This is a genomic window from Micromonospora sp. NPDC048947, assembly GCF_040649495.1.
Classification (GTDB): Bacteria; Actinomycetota; Actinomycetes; order Mycobacteriales; family Micromonosporaceae; genus Micromonospora; species Micromonospora alfalfae.
Map to the genome: position 1 here is coordinate 203,649 of NZ_JBEZFO010000006.1, position 16,701 is coordinate 220,349.

The window sequence follows — 16,701 nt, forward strand, 5'->3', positions numbered from 1 at the left end:
CGCCGATGTTGGCCGCGTACCACTGGACGGGGTGGCACCCTGAGTCGGTGGACTGGGCAGGGAGCCGCGGGAAGCTGACATCGGGCATTACGGTGAACAGCCTCTGATGCGTACCGCGTTGATCGTAGTAGCCGTGCTGGTTGCGGCGGTGGTTGTGGACCTGGTCTTCGGCGTGCTGATCCGCCGCATAGCCCACGGCCGTTACCGATGGCTGCTGGAGCCGCTGCGGCTGGCCTGCCGCCGCCCGGCGGCGGCGTGCCTCCTGGCCGGAGTGCTGTACTACGCGCTGCCGGCGGGGCCGGCCGGGTGGCAACGTACTCTGCGGCACACCGCCGCGATAGCCTTGGTCGCATCCGGGGCGTGGCTGGTAATCAGGGCACTGCACGTCGCCGAGTCGATAGTGTTCAACCGGCTACCGGGCGACGGGGTCGTCAGCCGGCGGATCCGGCGAGCCCGCACCCAGATCCGTCCCGTGCGGCGACTCACCGTCGCCGTGGTCACGATTGTCGCGATCGGCCTGATCCTGATCACCTTCCGGCCGGTACGCCTTTTCGGCGTCTCCGTGCTGACGTCGGCGGGAGTGGTTGGCGCATTGATCGGCCTGTCCGCCCGAACCGCGCTCGGCAACGCGTTCGCCGGTGTCCAGGTCGCCTTCGCCGACGGTCTGCACGTCGGCGACGTGCTGGTGGTGGACGGCGAGTGGGGCCGGGTCGAGGAGGTGAAGCTGACCAACGTGGTGATTCGGCTGTGGGACGAGCGGATGCTCATCCTGCCCACCACGTACTTCACCGAACGGCCGTTTCAGAACTGGACCCGCAACGAGTCCCGGGTGGTCGGCAAGGTCCAGATCCATGTCGACCACACCGCCGACCTCGACGACCTGCGCTGGGAGGCGCGTCGGCTGGTCGAGTCCTCACCGCTGTGGGATCGCGACCAGTGGGTGCTCCAGATGGTCGACTCCACCCCGCAGACGGTGGTCATCCAGGTACAGGCCTCGGCTGCCGACGGTGCCAGCGCCTGGGACCTACGCTGCGACCTGCGCGAGGGACTCGTCAGCTACCTGCGCGACCATCATCCCCAGTGGCTGCCCCGCACCCGCGGTCAGTACCAACCCTGACCGCGCTGGCCCGCGCTCACATCAGCTGGTCAGCTTCGTGCGGGTGATGGCCAGTTCGCCTTCCGCGAGCCTCTACGATTCCGGATATCGACAACCTGATCCGGTAATCGCTTCGGGTATTCCCTAGATGATCCGTTCGAGCTGAAACGCTGAACGCATGGAGCAGCAATCGGGACCAGCGGCGCGGGGACGACTGCTGTCGGTCAGGCGTGCCCTGGGGTCGTTAGCCGTCGGTGTCGTCGCAGGGACCGCCACCGCACTGGCCGGGGCGCCGGAACTGACGCCGCTGGTGATCTGGACGATCGCGGCGGGCACGATCCTCGTCTGGGTGTGGCGGGCCTGCTGGTCGGCGAGCCCAGGGCGTACCGAGCAGCTTGCCGAGGCGGAGCGGCAGTCCCGGTCCACCGATGTGGCGATCCTGATCGCGTCCGGCATCAGCCTTGTCGCCGTGGCCGAGGCGCTCATCCGCGCCTCGAACCAGCAGGACACCGAGGCTGTCACGCTGGTGATCCTCAGCGTCGTCGCGGTGGTCCTGGCGTGGGCACTCGTGAATACGGTCTTCGCATTGAAGTACGCGCGGCTCTACTACCGCTACGACGGCGGCATCGACTTCAAGCAGGAAGATCCACCGGCGTACGCCGACTTCGCGTACGTCGCCTTCACGGTCGGCATGTCCTACGCCCCGGGCGAGAACGAACCGACAAGCAACCCCGTGCGCCGGGTCGCGCTCGGGCATGCGCTGCTCTCCTACACCTTCGGAACTGGCATCCTGGCCGTCGCCGTCAACCTGGTCACCAATCTGGGCCAATCGTGACCCCCGCCCAGCACGCGGTTGCGTGACCTGGCGAACCGCCATGCCACCACGACGGACGTCATCAGCTCTGCGGCTGCTGCCCCTGCGGTCCTGCCAGCCACGTCGTGACCTGCCTCAGTGGCTGGCTGCTGTTGACGATTCTCTTCATCCGTTGCCATGCGGCGTGGGCCGGAGAAAGGCCCAGCACGCCGCCGAGGCCGTTTCCGCTGCCGCCAGCAGCCGTTCCGGTGCTCTGAGCCAGTTGCTGAGTGGTCTGTCCGAGCTGCTGGGTGGCCTGTCCGAGTTGTTGACCGACCTGCTGGGTCGCCTGCTGCAGCGTCTGCGACAGCGGCCCATTGGGCCCCAGCGCCTCCTGCGCCGTCTGCCCGACCTGGTCCACGGCCGTGTTCACCGTCTTCACCACCGACTCGACGATCTGGGGGTTGCGCTCGATTGTGCGGAGGGCGCTGTCGAGAATGCCCCGCAGCTCATCGAGCCGAACCTCGAGCATGGCCTCGGCCTCGACGCCCTTGACGTCGATCTTCACCGTGCCGAGATGGGCCTGAACTCCCACGTCCAACTGGAGTAGGCTGCCCAGCCGCGCTCGCAGAGAAACAGAGGCGTCCAGATCGTCGACCTCGACGTAGATCTGTTCGACCTTGACCTGCGGGATTTGAAGGACGACGTGCGGGTCCGACATGGTTTTGCTGCTGCGCCCGCCGGCCGGCTGAGGAAGGCCGGGCCCACTACTCGTCGGGACGACAGGGCGTTCGCCGGGCTTGGCACCTTTCGGTCCGTCGGCGGCGTCGAGGTTCTGGCCCCGACCGGCGGATTCCGCGCCTTCCTGGGCGTCGCACTGCCGATCAGCCTCCTCACGCGGATGGGTGCGCGACTCCCGTGCGCCCGTGTACCGGCTCTCCGTTTCGGCCATCCCGCACTCCTCGGGCCTCGCCTAGCATGCGGACCGGATCGAGCGCACCATCGATATGGGGCTCCGATCCTCGGCCCATCCCCTCGGACCCGGTCGCGGTCTACCCGTGCCCCGACGCACAAAACGGAGTGTGGCCTAGGTACCGATCCGGCGGGGCTGGAGCTGTCCCGACCCTGGCCCGGTCAACTGCCAGAATTCCTGCGGCAACTGGTCGACAAAGTCCCCGTACTCCTTCGCGCTGGCAGCCTCACGGAGGGTGTCCAACACGGCTCGCGCTCCGTCGGTGGCCACCTGGCGATCCACCCCTGCCCGGGACTGCACCCGTTCCAAGAATTCGGTGAGGCCGAACCGTTCCGGATCTTCGGTGGGCCTGGACACCAGGCCGCGTAGCTCCTCGGGGAGTTGCGAGGCGAGGTCCCTTGCCTGGCCGCCGGTGACCCGTCTTGCCACGGTCTCAAGCGTGGCGCGGGTGATCGGTTCCGCCTGCCCCGGCGGAACCTTGGGTCGTGCTGCCACAGACTGAATGAACTCGCTGTAGTTCACCTCGGATCCCCTCTCGAACCGGATTGCGGCGGGTACCCGCCGCCGTCGGGGTGAAACGGCGGTTCGTCCGCCCTCAGGGTGGTGGCGGAGGACGGTGGGTGATATCTCGGGTCACGCGCAACTGGTACAGGCCGGCGCTGGTGATGGCGTAGAAGACGGGCAGAAGGAGGAAGATGGCCAGGCCGATCAACGGCGCGACCAGGTAGCCGACCAAACCCGCGAGGATGTACAGGACGACCCCGGTGAGGGCACGGACCCGCTCGACGCGAAAGAAGGCGTCCTTGACCTGTTCCTTCAGCAGGTCGGGGTTCCGGGCCAGATAGTGGAAGAACGCCAGCCACGCCGCGCACAGCATCGCGCCGATCAACGCGTAGAAGGCAACGGCCACCCGCTGGTCCGTGTTGTTGTGTTCCTGCAGCGCGTCCGACACGACGATGGTCGGAAACGGCAGCAGCGCCGTGCTGAACAGCACCAAGAGGTTCACCCAGTGAAGGCCGCGATCGGCCTGCTTGATGCGGTTGAACGCCGCCTTGTGGTTGAGCCAGACGACGGCCACATACGAGTAGGACGCGAGATAGGCGATGTACGAGGGCCACTGCTCCAGAAGGCCGGACAGGAGGTGGCCAGGGGGCACGTCCGGTACCCGGAGGTCCAGGACCAGCAACGTGATGATGATGGCGAAGATGGCGTCGCTGAACGCCACCGCCCGGCTGGTGTCTGACCGGGTGCCTAGGTCTGCGTCTGGCCCGCTCATCGACTGCGCCTACCCAGGGTCGTCTGTGGCAAACGAACGGACATCCGGATCGGGAATGTCGGGCGTCCTGGGGACCGGGCGCATCCGGACCGGACGACGCATCCGGCCACCGGGCGCGTCCCGGTGGCCGGATGCGGATCGTGGTCAGGGTTTGAGGACGACCTTCTCGCAGTTGTCCTGCTTGTTCTTGAAGATCTCGTAGCCGCGCTCGGCCTGGTCGAGCGGCAGGGTGTGGGTGATGACCCGGGTCGGGTCGATCTCCCCGCGTTCGATGCGCTGCAGCAGCGGCTTCATGTAACGCTGCACGTGGCATTGACCGGTACGCAGGGTCAGCGCCCGGTTCATCCAGGCGCCCGCGGGGAACTTGTCCAGCAGACCGCCGTACACGCCGATCACCGACACGATGCCACCGCTGCGGCACGACAGGATCGCCTGCCGCAGCGCGTGCGGGCGCTCGGTCTCCGAGCGGACCGCCTGCTTGACCCGGTCGTAGGCGTGCAGGGGCGCGCTGCCGTGGGTGGCCTCCATGCCGACCGCGTCGATGCACTTGTCCGGTCCTCGCCCACCGGTCAGTTCCAGCAGCCGGGACCGCACGTCCACGTCCTCGAAGTTGACCGTTGTGTGGCCCGCCCGTTCGGCCATCTGCAGCCGGTACGGCTCCTTGTCGATGGCGATGACCTTCGCGGCACCGAGGGCTCGGGCGCTGTCCATCGCGAACTGGCCGACCGGGCCGGCGCCCCACACCGCCACCACGTCGGTGGACTGGATGTCGCACATCTCGGCACCCATGTAGCCGGTGGGCAGGATGTCGGAGAGGAACAGCACCTGCTCATCGGTCAGGTCGGACTCGATCTTCAGCGGACCGACATCGGCGAACGGCACCCGCGCGTACTGCGCTTGACCGCCCGCGAAGCCGCCGGTCAGATGCGAATAGCCGAAGATTCCGGCGACCGGGTGGCCGAACATCTTCTCCGCGATCCCGGCGTTGGGGTTGGAGTTCTCGCAGCAGGAGTACAGCTCGGCGGCGCAGGCCCCGCACGCGCCACAGGCGATCGGGAACGGCACGACGACCCGGTCCCCGACGCGCAGCCGGCCTGGGTCGACGCCCCGGCCAACCTCGATCACTTCGCCCATGAACTCGTGGCCCATGACATCGCCGTCCTGCATCGAGGGTATGTACCCGTCGACCAGGTGCAGGTCCGAGCCGCAGATGGCGGTGGAGGTGATCCGTACGATGGCGTCCCGGTCGTTGAGGATCTTCGGGTCTGGCACGTCACGGACCTTGACCTTGTTGCGGCCGGCCCAGGTGTTCGCCCTCATGCCTTCGCTCCCTTGGCCAGCTCGGAATCCGACAGCGGTTGCGCCGGACGCTGCGGGAACTCCTTGCGGGCCCGCTTGCCCCACGGGGCGCCGTCGGATCGGACCACCTGACCGGTCTCCAGCACCTGCTTGAGCCGGCGCAGGTCGTCGTCGAGCTGCTGGTGCGGTTCCTCGCCGAAATACCGGGCGACCGCCTTGCCGACCGCGCCGCCCGGGACGTCGTACGACATGACGACGTGCACCTCGGTGCTCACACCGTCCGGAGCGGGCACGAACCGGACCGTACCGGCGTTCGGCACGTCCGCGTTTCCGGTCGACCGCCACGAGATCTTCTCGCCGGGTGTCTCGTCGACGATTTCCGCATCCCACTCGACGTTCTTGCCGAACGGAGCGCTGGCGGACCAGTGGCTCGTACGGTCACCGGTGGCGCGGATCTCCTCAAGGTGTGCCATAAACGTGGGGAGGTTGTTCAGGTCGCGCCAGTACGCGTAGACCTTGGGCGGGGGTTTGCGGATGGTCGTCGTGGCGGTCAGCTCCATGGGTCCTCCTTCGCGGACACCTCGTAGCGCCCCGGCCCTCTTCGCCCGGGTCGCCTGAACGGCGGTCAGCAGGTCCACCACCGTGATCCCGACGATGGCGCTGGTGACACCGACCAGGCGACGCCGGCGATGCCCGCTCCGGCGGGCGATGGCCACCCCGAGCGAGGCCAGGTCCATCGCGTCGCCCGCGACCCGGGTCCACGCCCAGATGCTTTTTCGTCGGCTGGTCAGGAGGCCGGCCGCGTGTACCAACTCGCGCGCCCCGACCAGCGGCACCACCCTCCGCGACGTCGGGGAGTCGTCCACTCCGCTGATCCGGCGCACTGTGTCCGGTGCCGCCAGCTGTGCCACGCCCAGACCGAGGCTCACCTAGCCGAGCGATCGGCCCCGCCGCTGAATCTCGTCCTGCCTTGCCTTTACTGCCTCTCGGGTTGCTAGTTGAGTCACGGGTAGCCTCCGTATCCGGTCGCACCGTCCGCGCATTCCGGTTCACCACGGTCCGGGCGCGACCCGTAGGCGTCCGGATACCCCTCGAAAACCACCTCAACCCGCCCACCGGCCGCAGTGTGGGGGCGATTCCTGTCCCACTGCTCGGCACAACGTCACGGACGATCACCGGGCGGCGGGACAACGCCTACGCGGGCTCAGGACCGGCCTGATGCTCCCGCCCTGAGCCCGCGGTTGGTCAGGCCGTCGCCATCTGGCGGACGTTTTCGCCCTGGGCGAACACCTCGACCATCTTGGCGCAGAAAGCCGGAAGGTCGTTGGGGTTGCGGCTGGTGACCAGGCCGTTGTCGACCTGTACCTGTTGGTCCACCCAGTTCCCGCCCGCGTTGCGGATGTCGGTGCGCAGGCTCGGGAACGAGGTGACGGTCCGGCCGTTCACCATGCCGGTCTCGACCAACGACCAGGGGCCGTGGCAGATCGCCGCCACCGGCTTCTGTTGCTGGAAGAACGCGCGGACGAAGTCCATCGCCTGTGGGTTCATCCGGAGCCGGTCGGGGTTGACCGTTCCGCCCGGCAACAGGAGGGCGTCGTAGTCGGCCGCATTGGCCTCGGTCACGGTCCGGTCCACCCGATAGTGGTTGGCCGGATTGATGTCCTGGTTCATGGACTGGATCTCGCCGGAATTCAACGAGATCAGGTGGACCTCGGCGCCCGCCTGCTCCGCGGCGGCCCGGGACTGGGTGTACTCGACGTCCTCCACCCCGTCGGCGGCGAGGCAAGCGATTCTTTTGCCGGTCAGTGGCTGTTGGCTCTGCGCCATTGTGGGCGGCCTTCCCTTCGCGGCGCCGCCCCGTCGGCGGCGCATCGTTCGCTTGCGGTCGCCTTCCCGGTGTCGGGACCGGGAAACAGGTCGCCGAACGCCACTCGAGGGCGGACAAGCCCGCCGGTGCGCCCGCCGCTCAGAAGAGCCCGCGCGGAGAAAGGTCGCGCCGCGAGTGCTTCCTGTCACAGCGGGTAACGCACTCAACCCACTGGTATCCAGGTTCCCGGAAAGGTCGCCATGACTGCCCCTACCGCTTCGATCGAACTGCCGTCCGGCCAGACCATGCCCGTGCTCGGCCAGGGCACGTGGTACCTGGGTGAGCACCCCGGAAGGCGGCGGGACGAGATCGCCGCCCTACGCACCGGGCTCGACCTGGGCATGTCCATGATCGACACTGCGGAGATGTACGGTGACGGCGCCTCCGAGGAACTCGTCGGCGAGGCGATCGTCGGACGACGCGACGACGTCTTTCTGGTCGACAAGGTGCTGCCGTCCAACGCCAGCCGACAGGGAACCGTGCAGGCGTGTCGCCGCAGCCTGCAGCGACTCGGCGTCGACCACATCGACCTCTACCTCCTGCACTGGCGCGGCTCGCATCCACTCGCCGAGACGATCGAGGCGTTCGCCGAGCTCGTCGACGCCGGCGACATCGGGCAGTGGGGCGTGAGCAACTTCGATCTTTCCGACATGACCGAGCTGATGGAGGCGGGCGGGAACGACTGCGCGACCAACCAGATCCTGTACAACCTCACCCGCCGGGGTCCCGAGTACGACCTGCTGCCGTGGCTACGTGAACACCGGATCCCGGTGATGGCGTACTCGCCGATCGAGCAGGGCCGACTGCTCGGCCACCCTCAGGTCGCGGAGGTCGCCGCCCGGCACGGGGTCACGCCCGCTCAGGTGGCGCTGGCCTGGCTGCTACGGCAGGAGATGGTCGCGGCGATCCCCCGATCGTCGAGGTCGGAACACGTCCGGGAGAACGCGGAAGCGCGAGACCTGCGGCTGACCGACGAGGACGTGGCGGAACTCGACACCGCGTTCCCACCGCCGACCGGCCCGCAGCCGCTGGAGATGTTGTAGGTCCAGCGGCCGCTACCTACCGTTGTGGCTGCCGTCCTTCTCGTCCCGCCAGCCGCCTGGTTCGGGATGGTAGCCGTAAGCGGCAGCTCGGACCGTCTCCTCGTTCTCCAGCCCGGAGCCGATCGCACCGCCGACCGTGGCAAGCGAGCTGGTGATCCATGCCAGCGTCAGATAGTCGGTGACATTGACCGGCCGCCCCAGGACCTGTTCCAGCACGGATGTGTCGATCAGCAACGATCCGACGAGCACCGTTCCCACGAACAGCACCACGTAGGACACCGCAGTGGCCAAAGTGAGGGTGAGGATCGTACCCAGGTTGAACAGCCGTGCCAGCTCAGCCGGTGTCTCGCGGCTTGGTTTCTCCCACAGGTCGTGCGCGACGATCAGCCAGACCACCAATGCGGTCAGCCCGAGCAGCATGATCACGGCGAGTCGGAGTCCGCCGAGCGCATCGCCCATCTGCCAGATGGTGTCCGTCGTGAGCGCAAACGCGGCCGTGCCGAACGCGCCGACCAGCAGCTTGGACAGGCCCAGCAGGGCGCGTCCCGGGCGGTTGGCTCGCACCATTCCGGCCAACAGCCGCACCCGGCCAATCAGCCCCGAGGCGACGTAGCGCCGCTCACCGGCGTCGGCCTCGCCGACCACTCGGTGGGTGGCGGGAACGCGGCGTGTCATCTCGGCCGGTGCCCAGCCGGCCGGCGGCACCCGCTGGTCGGGAGCGTCGGTCAGCAGCCGCCTCACCAGATCCGGAACGGCCGTGCGGGCCGCGCGCAGTTGTGCCAGTCCCAGCGCGGGCAGGGAAATCATCGCAACTTGGCGCCGGACGGAGATCTGCGCGACCAGCGGCACCCGCTCGGCATGCAGCGGCAGGTCGGTCAGGCAGATTGCGAGATCCCACTGGTCGACGGTGCGCCGTCTAGCAAGATCGTCGAGCAGGGCCTCGGCGCCGCCGTCGCGGCGCGGTGCCACGTCTCCCCAGCCTTCCCGGACGGTCCACCGCACGTCCGCGCTCACCCGCTCGGTCAGCCGGTCGGCCAACTCGGTGACGAGTTGCGCGGCCACGCGGGCCGGGTGGTCCGGCGGGGTCGCCACCAGTCCGACGACGATCTCCGGACGGTGCTGTTCGCGCTGCGCCATTGGTGCTCCTCACCGGTAGCCGGGCTCGGCCGCTGACCGCGAACGGAGCGCGGCGTCACGCGCCATCGCGACAGCTCCACGGCCACCGAGGTAGTGGGAGAGTCGCCCGCCGAGAGGAGCGCCCGACGACCGGCCCGCGCAGTGCCACCGTGACGCTCTCATCGAACTGAGCGCTCGCCCCGCAGCCTAAGAGACCACCCGCCGGCGTGTAGCGGATTCATGGGAAGGCGCTCCGGTAGCTCAGCCGGTTCATCGAGACGGAGAGCGACCGCCACCATCTCCGCTCGGAGTCAGGACGTGTCGGGTCCGGTCCCCGGCCCAGGCCGCTTCGAGGATCGCGGTCAGGCTGGCGGTGTCGGTCGGGCCTGGATGGTTCTGGATCAGGCGGGTGACTCCACCGGCCATCTCCGCGAAGCGCGGGAGGTCGGCGCGTGCCACGCCGATCTCCGCCAGGGTGGGAGGGATGCCGATGTCAGCGAGGAGCCCGTCGAGCCAGGTGAGGAACGAATCCGCGGCCTCGGCATCCGAGGCGTCCGTCACGTCCAGCCCGCACACCCCGGCGAGGGTGGCCAGCCGGTCGCTGATGGCATCCCTGGCCGCGTCCAGCGCGTACGGCAGTAGCAGCCCGACGCCCAGGCCGTGCGGTGTGTGCGTCGCCGCGCCGATGGGGTACTGGAGAGCGTGCGGGGCCGCGTTGCCCGCGTGGGAAAATGCGAGCCCGGCGAGCATGGACCCATAGGACATGTCCGCGCGCGCGTCCGTGTCGCCTCCGTCTCGGACAGCACGACGCAAGCTACGGGCGATCCGCTCCGCGGCCAGGAGCGCGTAGTGGTCGGTGATCGGGTTGCGGCCGAGGAAGACCTGCTCCACCGGGTCGCGCGGCCCGTGGGCCCGGGGTCGCGCGGTGTAGCTCTCCACCGCGTGACAAAACGCGTCGATGCCGGAGTGGGCGGTGACGGTCGCCGGGCAGGTATAGGTGAGTTCGGGGTCGACGATGGCGAAGTCGGGCACGATGTGGACGCTGGAAACCCCCACCTTCAGCTCGCGGTCCGGGTCGGTCAACACCGAGACGGGTGTGAGCTCGGAGCCGGTGCCTGACGTCGTCGGGACCGCGACGAGAGGAATCGTCGGCCCCGGCACCCTCGACTCGCCGTAGAAGTCGCGCGGGGTCCCTCCGTGGCGCCGGATGACGCCGACGATCTTGGCGAGGTCGATCACGGTGCCACCCCCGATGGCGAGGATCACGTCGGCGTCCATCTCGGCGGCGACCGCGACGGCCACTGCGACATCGGCGAGTGGCACGTCTGGAGTCGCGTCGGAGAACACCTCGACGACCTCGACCTTCTCCCGCACGGCGGCCACGATCTCGGCCACGCCCGGCTGTTCCAGAAGAACCTGGTCGGTCACGATGAGGACTCGCGAGCCGCTCTCGGCCACCACCCGGGGGATGTTCTGCGCGACCCCTTCGCCCACTATCAGTTGGCGTGGTCCGCGGACGGTCTCAAGCATGTCAGTGCCTCTCCGGAACGTCGGCGTCATGGGTGCGTAGGGCGCGCTGATCCTGGGCGGGCGCCCGGAGCAGCAGTCCGGTCACGGTAGGTCGATCGCCGCGTAGGTGAGGTCGAGGTACTCGAGGATGCCCTCGTGCGACCCCTCCTTGCCGATTCCGGACTGCTTCACCCCTCCGAACGGAGCTGACGGGTCCGAAATCAGACCACGGTTGATGCCGACCATCCCCGTGTCCAGCCCCTCGGTGAACCGGAGCGCCCGTTGGAGGTCACGGGTGAAGATGTATCCGACCAGGCCGTGCTCGGTGTCGTTGGCCTTCGCCAGCACCTCGTCGTCGGACGTGAACGAGATGATCGGCGCCACCGGCCCGAAGATCTCCGCCTTCAGCATCCGCGCGTCTTCGGGTACGTCGACGAGGACCGTGGGCGGGTAGAAGTGGCCCGGCCCGTCCGGACGCTCGCCTCCCACCAGGACCCGGGCGCCGCGATCGACCGCGTCGGCGACGAGTTCGTCGATCGTGGTGACCGCGACCTCGTCGATCAACGCCCCGACGTCCACGCCGTCGTCGAGACCGTGGCCCACCGAAAGCGCGCCCATCCGCTCAGCGAAGCGCGCCGTGAACTCCTCGCGCACCGGCTCCTCGACGTAGATCCGGTTGGCCGCGATGCAGGACTCCCCGATGTTGCGCATCTTGGCCACCATGGCGCCGTCGACCGCGACGTCCAGGTCAGCGTCGGCACACACGATCAAGGCCGCGTTGCCGCCCAGTTCCATGGAGGTACGCAGTACGTTGTCCGCGGCCTGTCGGAGCAGCACGCGACCGACCTCGGTCGACCCGGTGAAGGAAAGCTTGCGGGTCCGGCTGTCGGCCAGCAGTGCGGAGACCACCGTGCCGGAACGCTTGGTGGTCAGCACGTTGACGACGCCCGGGGGTACGCCGACCTCCTCCATGATGCGGGCCAGGAACAGCATGGTGAGGGGCGTCTGCGCTGCCGGTTTGGTGATCGTCGTGCAGCCCGCAGCCAGCGCAGGAGCGATCTTGCGGGCGCCCATCGCCAACGGAAAGTTCCAGGGCGTCACGAAGACGCATGGTCCGACCGGCTTCGGCACGGTGAGGATGCGATAGCCACCTGCGGGAGCGATGCTGTAGCGCCCCTCGACGCGCACCGCCTCCTCGGCGAACCAGCGGAAGAACTCGGCGCCGTAGGCCACCTCCGCCCGAGCCTCGGCGAGCGGCTTGCCCATCTCGAGCGTTATCAGCCGGGCGACCTCCTCGGATCGCTCGGTCAGTGCCCGGTACGTCGCGGTCAACAACTCCGACCGTTTCCGCGGTGGGGTCGCCGCCCACTGCGCCATCGCCGTGCTCGCCGCGTCCAGAGCGGCGAGCCCGTCGACGACGTCGGCGTCCGCCACCTCGGCGATGGCCTTGCCGGTGGCCGGGTCCTCGACGGCAAAGGTGGCTCCGCTTGCGGCGTCGCGCCAGGCGTCGCCGATCCGGAGCCGCCGGTGCTCGGGGGCCAGGACGTCCATCGGGTCACTCATTGCGTCGCCTCCTGTGATCCTCTTGGTGATGTCCGGCATGCTTCAGCGATCGCGCTGTGCGCGTAGACGGACGGGTCACCCGCCCTCGTCGGGGGGCGAAGTTGTCGAGCGGGTCGAATGTGGCCCCGGCCCCGGCCCTGGCCCTGGCGGCGCCCCGCGCATGGTGCCGTCGCCGCCCGGCGCGGTTACCGCCCAGCCTCGGACAGCGACAGCCCGGTGTCCGCGTCGAACAGGTGCGCACGGTCCAGGTCGACGGTGACGAGCAGCCGCTCGCCCGGCGTACCGGTGACTGTGGGTCGGGCCTTGACCTTGAGGATCTCCGTCCCCACCCGGACGTCGACCACCGTGCGGTCACCGAGCGGCTCAAGCCCGTAGAGCTCCCCGGACAACGACGCGTCCCCACGCTGCTCGACGGAGAGGTCCTCCGCGCGCAGGCCCAGCAGCAGCGCCCGGCCGTCCTCAGCCGTGGTCCAGCGGGGCCTCGGCAGCGTCCAGCCGTCCGCACCGACCAGGCGATCTCCCTCGGCGCGGCAGGCGAGCAGGCTGATCGGTGGGCTCCCGACGAATCCGGCGACCCACTGGTTGGCGGGACGCTCGTACACCTCGGTCGGCGTTCCGACCTGTTGCACCTTCCCCTCCTTGAGGATCGCGACCTGGTCGGCCATGGACAGGGCCTCGACCTGATCGTTTGTCACGTACACGAAGGTCGCTCCGAGGCTCCGGTGGATGCGGGTGAGCTCGGTGCGCATCTCGACGCGGAGCTTGAGGTCGAGGTTCGTCAGCGGCTCGTCCATCAGGAACGCGCGGGGGCGACGGACCAGCGCCCGGGCCAGGGCGACCCGCTGCATCTCACCGCCCGACAACTGCGCGGGACGACGTTGCAGCAGACGTTCGATGTGCAGCAGGCTCGACATCTGCTCGACGGCGGCCGCGATCTCGCTCGCGGAACTATGGCGTGCCCGCAGCGGCGAGGCGATGTTCTCGTACACGGTGCGGCGGGGGTAGAGGGCGTAGCTCTGGAAGACCATGGCCAGGTCGCGTTCGGCCGGGGCGTCGCGGGTCGCGTCCCGCCCGTCCAGGTGCACCGACCCGGCGTCGAGCTTCTCCAGGCCGGCGATCGCCCGTAGCGTCGTCGTCTTGCCCGCCCCGGAAGGCCCGAGGACGACGAAGAACGAGCCGTCCGGCACGTCCAGCGTCACCCCGTCCAGCGCCTGGACCTTGCCGAAGGACTTGCGCAGCCCGTGTGCTGCAACGGTTCCCATCAGGCCACCAGCTCTTCCGTGCTCACGTCGTAGACCGTCGGGGTTCCGCCGGTGTGCCGCAGCCCGACCTTTGCTTCAGCGGCGAAACGAACAGTCGGTGGCATCCGGACCCGGACGTCACGTTGGCCGCCGTGGTCGACCACGTAGATGACTTCGTCGCCCAGCCACTCCACCGAGACCACCCGGGCCGGGATCGAGCCTTCCGCCTCGGGTGCGGTGACTTCCAGCGCCTCCGGCCGGACGCCTGCGACCAGGCGGCGGTCGCGTGGCAGGCCGGGCGGTGGCGGGAGAACCAGTCCGCCCTGGCTGTGCAGCTTCCCGTCGACCACCTCCACCTCGATCAGGTTCATCGGCGGAGAGCCGATGAACGCGGCGCAGAAAAGACTCGCCGGACGGTCGTAGACCTCCAGCGGGGTGCCGATCTGCTCCACGCGGCCCTTGTTGAGGATGGCGATCCGGTGACCGAGCGACATCGCCTCGACCTGGTCGTGGGTGACGTAGACCATCGTCGCGCCCAGTTCCCCCTGCAGGTGCTTGATCTCCGTGCGCATGTCCGCCCGCAGCTCCGCGTCCAGGTTGGTGAGCGGTTCGTCCATGAGGAAGGCACGCGGTCGGCGCACCAGGGCGCGGGCGAGCGCGACACGCTGCTGCTCCCCGCCGGACAGCTGGCGCGGTCGCCGGTCCAGGAGCGGGCCGAGCCGCATCAACCGGGCGGCCTCGGTGACCCGCGCGTGCACCTCCGGCTTGGGCAGTCCCTCGGCCCGCAGGGGGAACGCCAGGTTGTCGCGGGTTCGCAGATGCGGGTAGAGAGCGTAGAACTGGAACACCATGGCGATGTCGCGTTCCGCCGGCGGCAGGTCGTTGACAAGCGTGTCGCCGATGCGGATGTCGCCCGCGGTCTGCCTCTCCAGGCCGGCGATGGCCCGCAGCGTCGTCGTCTTGCCGCAACCCGAAGGGCCGAGCATCACGAACAGCTCGCCGTGGCCGATGGACAGGTCAACGTGCTCAACCGCGACTGTCCCGTCCGGGTAGCGCTTGTGCAGCGCTGTCACCTCGATGCCCGCCATCAGCGTCGCACCGCCCCGAGCGTCACACCGGCGATGAGGTGCTTGCGCACCAGGTACGCGAAGACGAGCACCGGTAGGGCGAATACCACTGAGGAGGCGGCCACGAGACCCCAGTCCGTGGTGGTGCCGCCGATCAGGCCGGCGATGGCCGGTGGGGCCGTCCGCACGCTGTCGCTGGAGGTGAGGAAGGTGGCGAACACGAACTCGTTCCACGAGAAGATGAGCGCGAAGACTGCCGTCGCGGCGATGCCGGGCACGAGCAGCGGCAGGGTGTATCGCCAGAACGCCTGCAGACGGGTGTAGCCGTCGAGCATGGCGGCATCCTCGTACTCGGCGGGCACCTCGTCGACGAACCCCTTCATCATCCAGATCGTGAACGGGACGTTGAAGGCGGCGTAGATGAGGATCAGGCCGAGTTTGTTGTCGATGAGTCCGAACTCGCGGTACATCAGGAAGATCGGGATCACGACCACCACTGGCGGCATGAAGCGGGTGGACAGGATGAAGAACAGTTGGTCCTTCTTGGCTCTCACGGCGAAGCGTGAGTAGGCCCAGGCCGCCGGGACCCCCAGCACGGTGGCCAGCAACGTGGAGACACCGGCGACCACCACCGAGTTGAAGAACGAGACGGACAAGGCGGTGCGACCACCGTCGGGGGCGACGAACACGTCCTTGAAGTGGGCCATGGTGACGTCGAAGTCGAGGAACTTGGCCGGGATGGCGTAGACGTCCCGGTTCTCCTTGATCGACGTCTCGAGCATCCACAGCACTGGAAAGAGCATCACCACGGCCAGCACGGTCAGCAGCACGACCTCCAGCACGGAGCGGCCGCGACCGCCAAGGCGGCGCGCCGGGGGAGCGTGATCCCGGGCCGGGCCTGTGGACACGGCCTCGTCGACGGAGAGGGCCATCAGTCCTCCTTGAGCTTGTTCAGGTAGCGCAGGTAGAGCTGCGTGAGGACGATGACGACGAGGACCATGAGGATCCCGTACGCCGATGCGGTTCCGGTGTTGAAGCCCAGGAACGCGACCTTGTAGATGTGGAACGACAACGTCTCGGTGGAGACGCCGGGGCCTCCGTTGGTGAGGATGTAGACGAGGTCGAACAGCCGGAAGGCCTCGATGGCCCTGAACATCACGGCAATGAGAAGCAGTGGCCACACCAGCGGAAGAGTGATGGTGCGGAATCGGAACCACTCGGACGCCCTGTCGATCGAGGCCGCCTCGTACAGGTACTTGGGAACCGCGCTGAGGCCGGCGAGTGCGATGAGCATGATGAACGGCGTCCACTGCCAGGTGTCGACAACGATCAGGGAGATCAGTGCGGTCCGCTGACGGGTGAGCCACTCCACCTGCCCCAGACCGACCGAGCCGAGCATGCTGTTGACCACGCCGAACTGCGCGTCGAGCATGAACCGCCAGAACAGCCCGACCACGACCGGCGACAGCATCATCGGAACCAGGAACAGCGTGGTCAGCACTCCTCGCCCGTGCGTGCGTCGGGAGATCAGGTAGGCGATGCCGAAACCGAGCACTGTCTGCAGGCCGACCGCGCCGACCACGTAGAGCAAGGTCGTCAGGGCCCTCGTGTGCACCTGCGCCGACGTCAGGATCGCTGTGTAGTTCCCGAACCCGATGAAGTGGGCCGGCCCGCCGCGGGTGGCCGAGTAGTCGGTGAAGGACAGGTACAACGACCACAGCAACGGGAACACCGACATGGCGAGCAACAGCAGCATCGCGGGGGAGATGAACGTGACGGCGAGCCAGCGGTCGCTCAGTCGGCGGGACCGCCCCGGGGCAGGTGGCGTCACAGACACCACCTGCCCGGGGTGGTCGGT

At 68.5% G+C, this 16,701-nt stretch carries 16 protein-coding genes; 3 read left to right on the forward strand and 13 right to left on the reverse strand.

The annotated features are described in order from the left end of the window. Positions 1-133 precede the first annotated feature (133 nt). Together AB0B98_RS11575 and AB0B98_RS11580 are read left to right on the forward strand one after the other, a co-directional pair. On the forward strand, positions 134-1,117 hold the full coding sequence (locus AB0B98_RS11575) for a mechanosensitive ion channel domain-containing protein (protein ID WP_357362275.1): 984 nt from the start codon (positions 134-136) through the stop codon (positions 1,115-1,117). A 157-nt stretch (positions 1,118-1,274) separates the two neighbouring features. Further along, positions 1,275-1,931, forward strand: a complete 657-nt coding sequence (locus AB0B98_RS11580; RefSeq protein ID WP_357275298.1) for a DUF1345 domain-containing protein — start codon at positions 1,275-1,277, stop codon at positions 1,929-1,931. Between the two features lie 61 nt (positions 1,932-1,992). Here AB0B98_RS11580 and AB0B98_RS11585 read toward each other — a convergent pair whose 3' ends face one another. The 6 genes from AB0B98_RS11585 to AB0B98_RS11610 form a co-directional block, all read right to left on the reverse strand. Continuing rightward, positions 1,993-2,841, reverse strand: a complete 849-nt coding sequence (locus tag AB0B98_RS11585; protein ID WP_357275301.1) for a hypothetical protein — start codon at positions 2,839-2,841, stop codon at positions 1,993-1,995. A gap of 135 nt (positions 2,842-2,976) precedes the next feature. Beyond that, positions 2,977-3,384, reverse strand: a complete 408-nt coding sequence (locus AB0B98_RS11590) for a DUF2267 domain-containing protein (RefSeq protein WP_357275308.1) — start codon at positions 3,382-3,384, stop codon at positions 2,977-2,979. A 73-nt stretch (positions 3,385-3,457) separates the two neighbouring features. Next, positions 3,458-4,087: a TMEM175 family protein gene (locus AB0B98_RS11595; RefSeq protein WP_357275317.1), complete on the reverse strand. Its 630-nt coding sequence runs from the start codon at positions 4,085-4,087 to the stop codon at positions 3,458-3,460. 195 nt (positions 4,088-4,282) lie between these two features. Further along, positions 4,283-5,458, reverse strand: a complete 1,176-nt coding sequence (locus tag AB0B98_RS11600; protein WP_357362276.1) for a zinc-dependent alcohol dehydrogenase — start codon at positions 5,456-5,458, stop codon at positions 4,283-4,285. Beyond that, positions 5,455-6,366, reverse strand: a complete 912-nt coding sequence (locus tag AB0B98_RS11605) for an SRPBCC family protein (protein ID WP_357275338.1) — start codon at positions 6,364-6,366, stop codon at positions 5,455-5,457. Before AB0B98_RS11605 ends, AB0B98_RS11600 begins: the two co-directional genes overlap by 4 nt. 316 nt (positions 6,367-6,682) lie before the next feature. Further along, positions 6,683-7,264 (reverse strand): type 1 glutamine amidotransferase domain-containing protein, encoded by a 582-nt coding sequence (locus AB0B98_RS11610; protein ID WP_357275347.1) that lies wholly within the window; start codon positions 7,262-7,264, stop codon positions 6,683-6,685. Between the two features lie 240 nt (positions 7,265-7,504). Between AB0B98_RS11610 and AB0B98_RS11615 the strand changes: the two genes are divergently transcribed. After that, complete coding sequence (locus AB0B98_RS11615; protein WP_357275354.1) at positions 7,505-8,347, forward strand: aldo/keto reductase; 843 nt, start codon at positions 7,505-7,507, stop codon at positions 8,345-8,347. Positions 8,348-8,359: 12 nt separating this feature from the next. Here the strand turns inward: AB0B98_RS11615 and AB0B98_RS11620 are convergent, their stop codons facing one another. The 7 genes from AB0B98_RS11620 to AB0B98_RS11650 form a co-directional block, all read right to left on the reverse strand. Further along, a complete protein-coding gene (locus AB0B98_RS11620; RefSeq protein WP_357362278.1) occupies positions 8,360-9,484 on the reverse strand; it encodes a hypothetical protein in 1,125 nt (374 codons plus the stop codon). Between the two features lie 249 nt (positions 9,485-9,733). Then, positions 9,734-10,993 carry an iron-containing alcohol dehydrogenase gene (locus tag AB0B98_RS11625; RefSeq protein ID WP_357362280.1) on the reverse strand — a complete coding sequence of 420 codons (1,260 nt, stop codon included), beginning with the start codon at positions 10,991-10,993 and terminating at the stop codon, positions 9,734-9,736. A gap of 81 nt (positions 10,994-11,074) precedes the next feature. Continuing rightward, on the reverse strand, positions 11,075-12,535 hold the full coding sequence (locus AB0B98_RS11630; protein WP_357362282.1) for an NAD-dependent succinate-semialdehyde dehydrogenase: 1,461 nt from the start codon (positions 12,533-12,535) through the stop codon (positions 11,075-11,077). Positions 12,536-12,720: 185 nt separating this feature from the next. Further along, complete coding sequence (locus tag AB0B98_RS11635; RefSeq protein WP_357362284.1) at positions 12,721-13,797, reverse strand: ABC transporter ATP-binding protein; 1,077 nt, start codon at positions 13,795-13,797, stop codon at positions 12,721-12,723. Next, the gene (locus AB0B98_RS11640; protein WP_238668583.1) at positions 13,797-14,864 is read right to left on the reverse strand and encodes an ATP-binding cassette domain-containing protein; all 1,068 of its coding nucleotides are present in this window, start codon (positions 14,862-14,864) and stop codon (positions 13,797-13,799) included. The genes AB0B98_RS11635 and AB0B98_RS11640 overlap by 1 nt, the downstream gene beginning before the upstream one ends. Then, entirely contained in the window at positions 14,864-15,775 is a 912-nt protein-coding gene (locus AB0B98_RS11645) for a carbohydrate ABC transporter permease (RefSeq protein WP_357362286.1), read from the reverse strand. The genes AB0B98_RS11640 and AB0B98_RS11645 overlap by 1 nt, the downstream gene beginning before the upstream one ends. Beyond that, positions 15,775-16,674: a sugar ABC transporter permease gene (locus AB0B98_RS11650; RefSeq protein WP_238668581.1), complete on the reverse strand. Its 900-nt coding sequence runs from the start codon at positions 16,672-16,674 to the stop codon at positions 15,775-15,777. Before AB0B98_RS11650 ends, AB0B98_RS11645 begins: the two co-directional genes overlap by 1 nt. Between the last annotated feature and the right edge of the window lie 27 nt (positions 16,675-16,701).

Coding starts and splice junctions, on each gene's coding strand:
- AB0B98_RS11615 (WP_357275354.1), top strand. CDS start 7,505: ATGACTGCCCCTACCGCTTCGATCGAACTGCCGTCCGGCCAGACCATG.
- AB0B98_RS11625 (WP_357362280.1), bottom strand. CDS start 10,993: ATGCTTGAGACCGTCCGCGGACCACGCCAACTGATAGTGGGCGAAGGG.
- AB0B98_RS11635 (WP_357362284.1), bottom strand. CDS start 13,797: ATGGGAACCGTTGCAGCACACGGGCTGCGCAAGTCCTTCGGCAAGGTC.
- AB0B98_RS11610 (WP_357275347.1), bottom strand. CDS start 7,264: ATGGCGCAGAGCCAACAGCCACTGACCGGCAAAAGAATCGCTTGCCTC.
- AB0B98_RS11645 (WP_357362286.1), bottom strand. CDS start 15,775: ATGGCCCTCTCCGTCGACGAGGCCGTGTCCACAGGCCCGGCCCGGGAT.
- AB0B98_RS11640 (WP_238668583.1), bottom strand. CDS start 14,864: ATGGCGGGCATCGAGGTGACAGCGCTGCACAAGCGCTACCCGGACGGG.
- AB0B98_RS11580 (WP_357275298.1), top strand. CDS start 1,275: ATGGAGCAGCAATCGGGACCAGCGGCGCGGGGACGACTGCTGTCGGTC.
- AB0B98_RS11600 (WP_357362276.1), bottom strand. CDS start 5,458: ATGAGGGCGAACACCTGGGCCGGCCGCAACAAGGTCAAGGTCCGTGAC.
- AB0B98_RS11630 (WP_357362282.1), bottom strand. CDS start 12,535: ATGAGTGACCCGATGGACGTCCTGGCCCCCGAGCACCGGCGGCTCCGG.
- AB0B98_RS11585 (WP_357275301.1), bottom strand. CDS start 2,841: ATGGCCGAAACGGAGAGCCGGTACACGGGCGCACGGGAGTCGCGCACC.
- AB0B98_RS11620 (WP_357362278.1), bottom strand. CDS start 9,484: ATGGCGCAGCGCGAACAGCACCGTCCGGAGATCGTCGTCGGACTGGTG.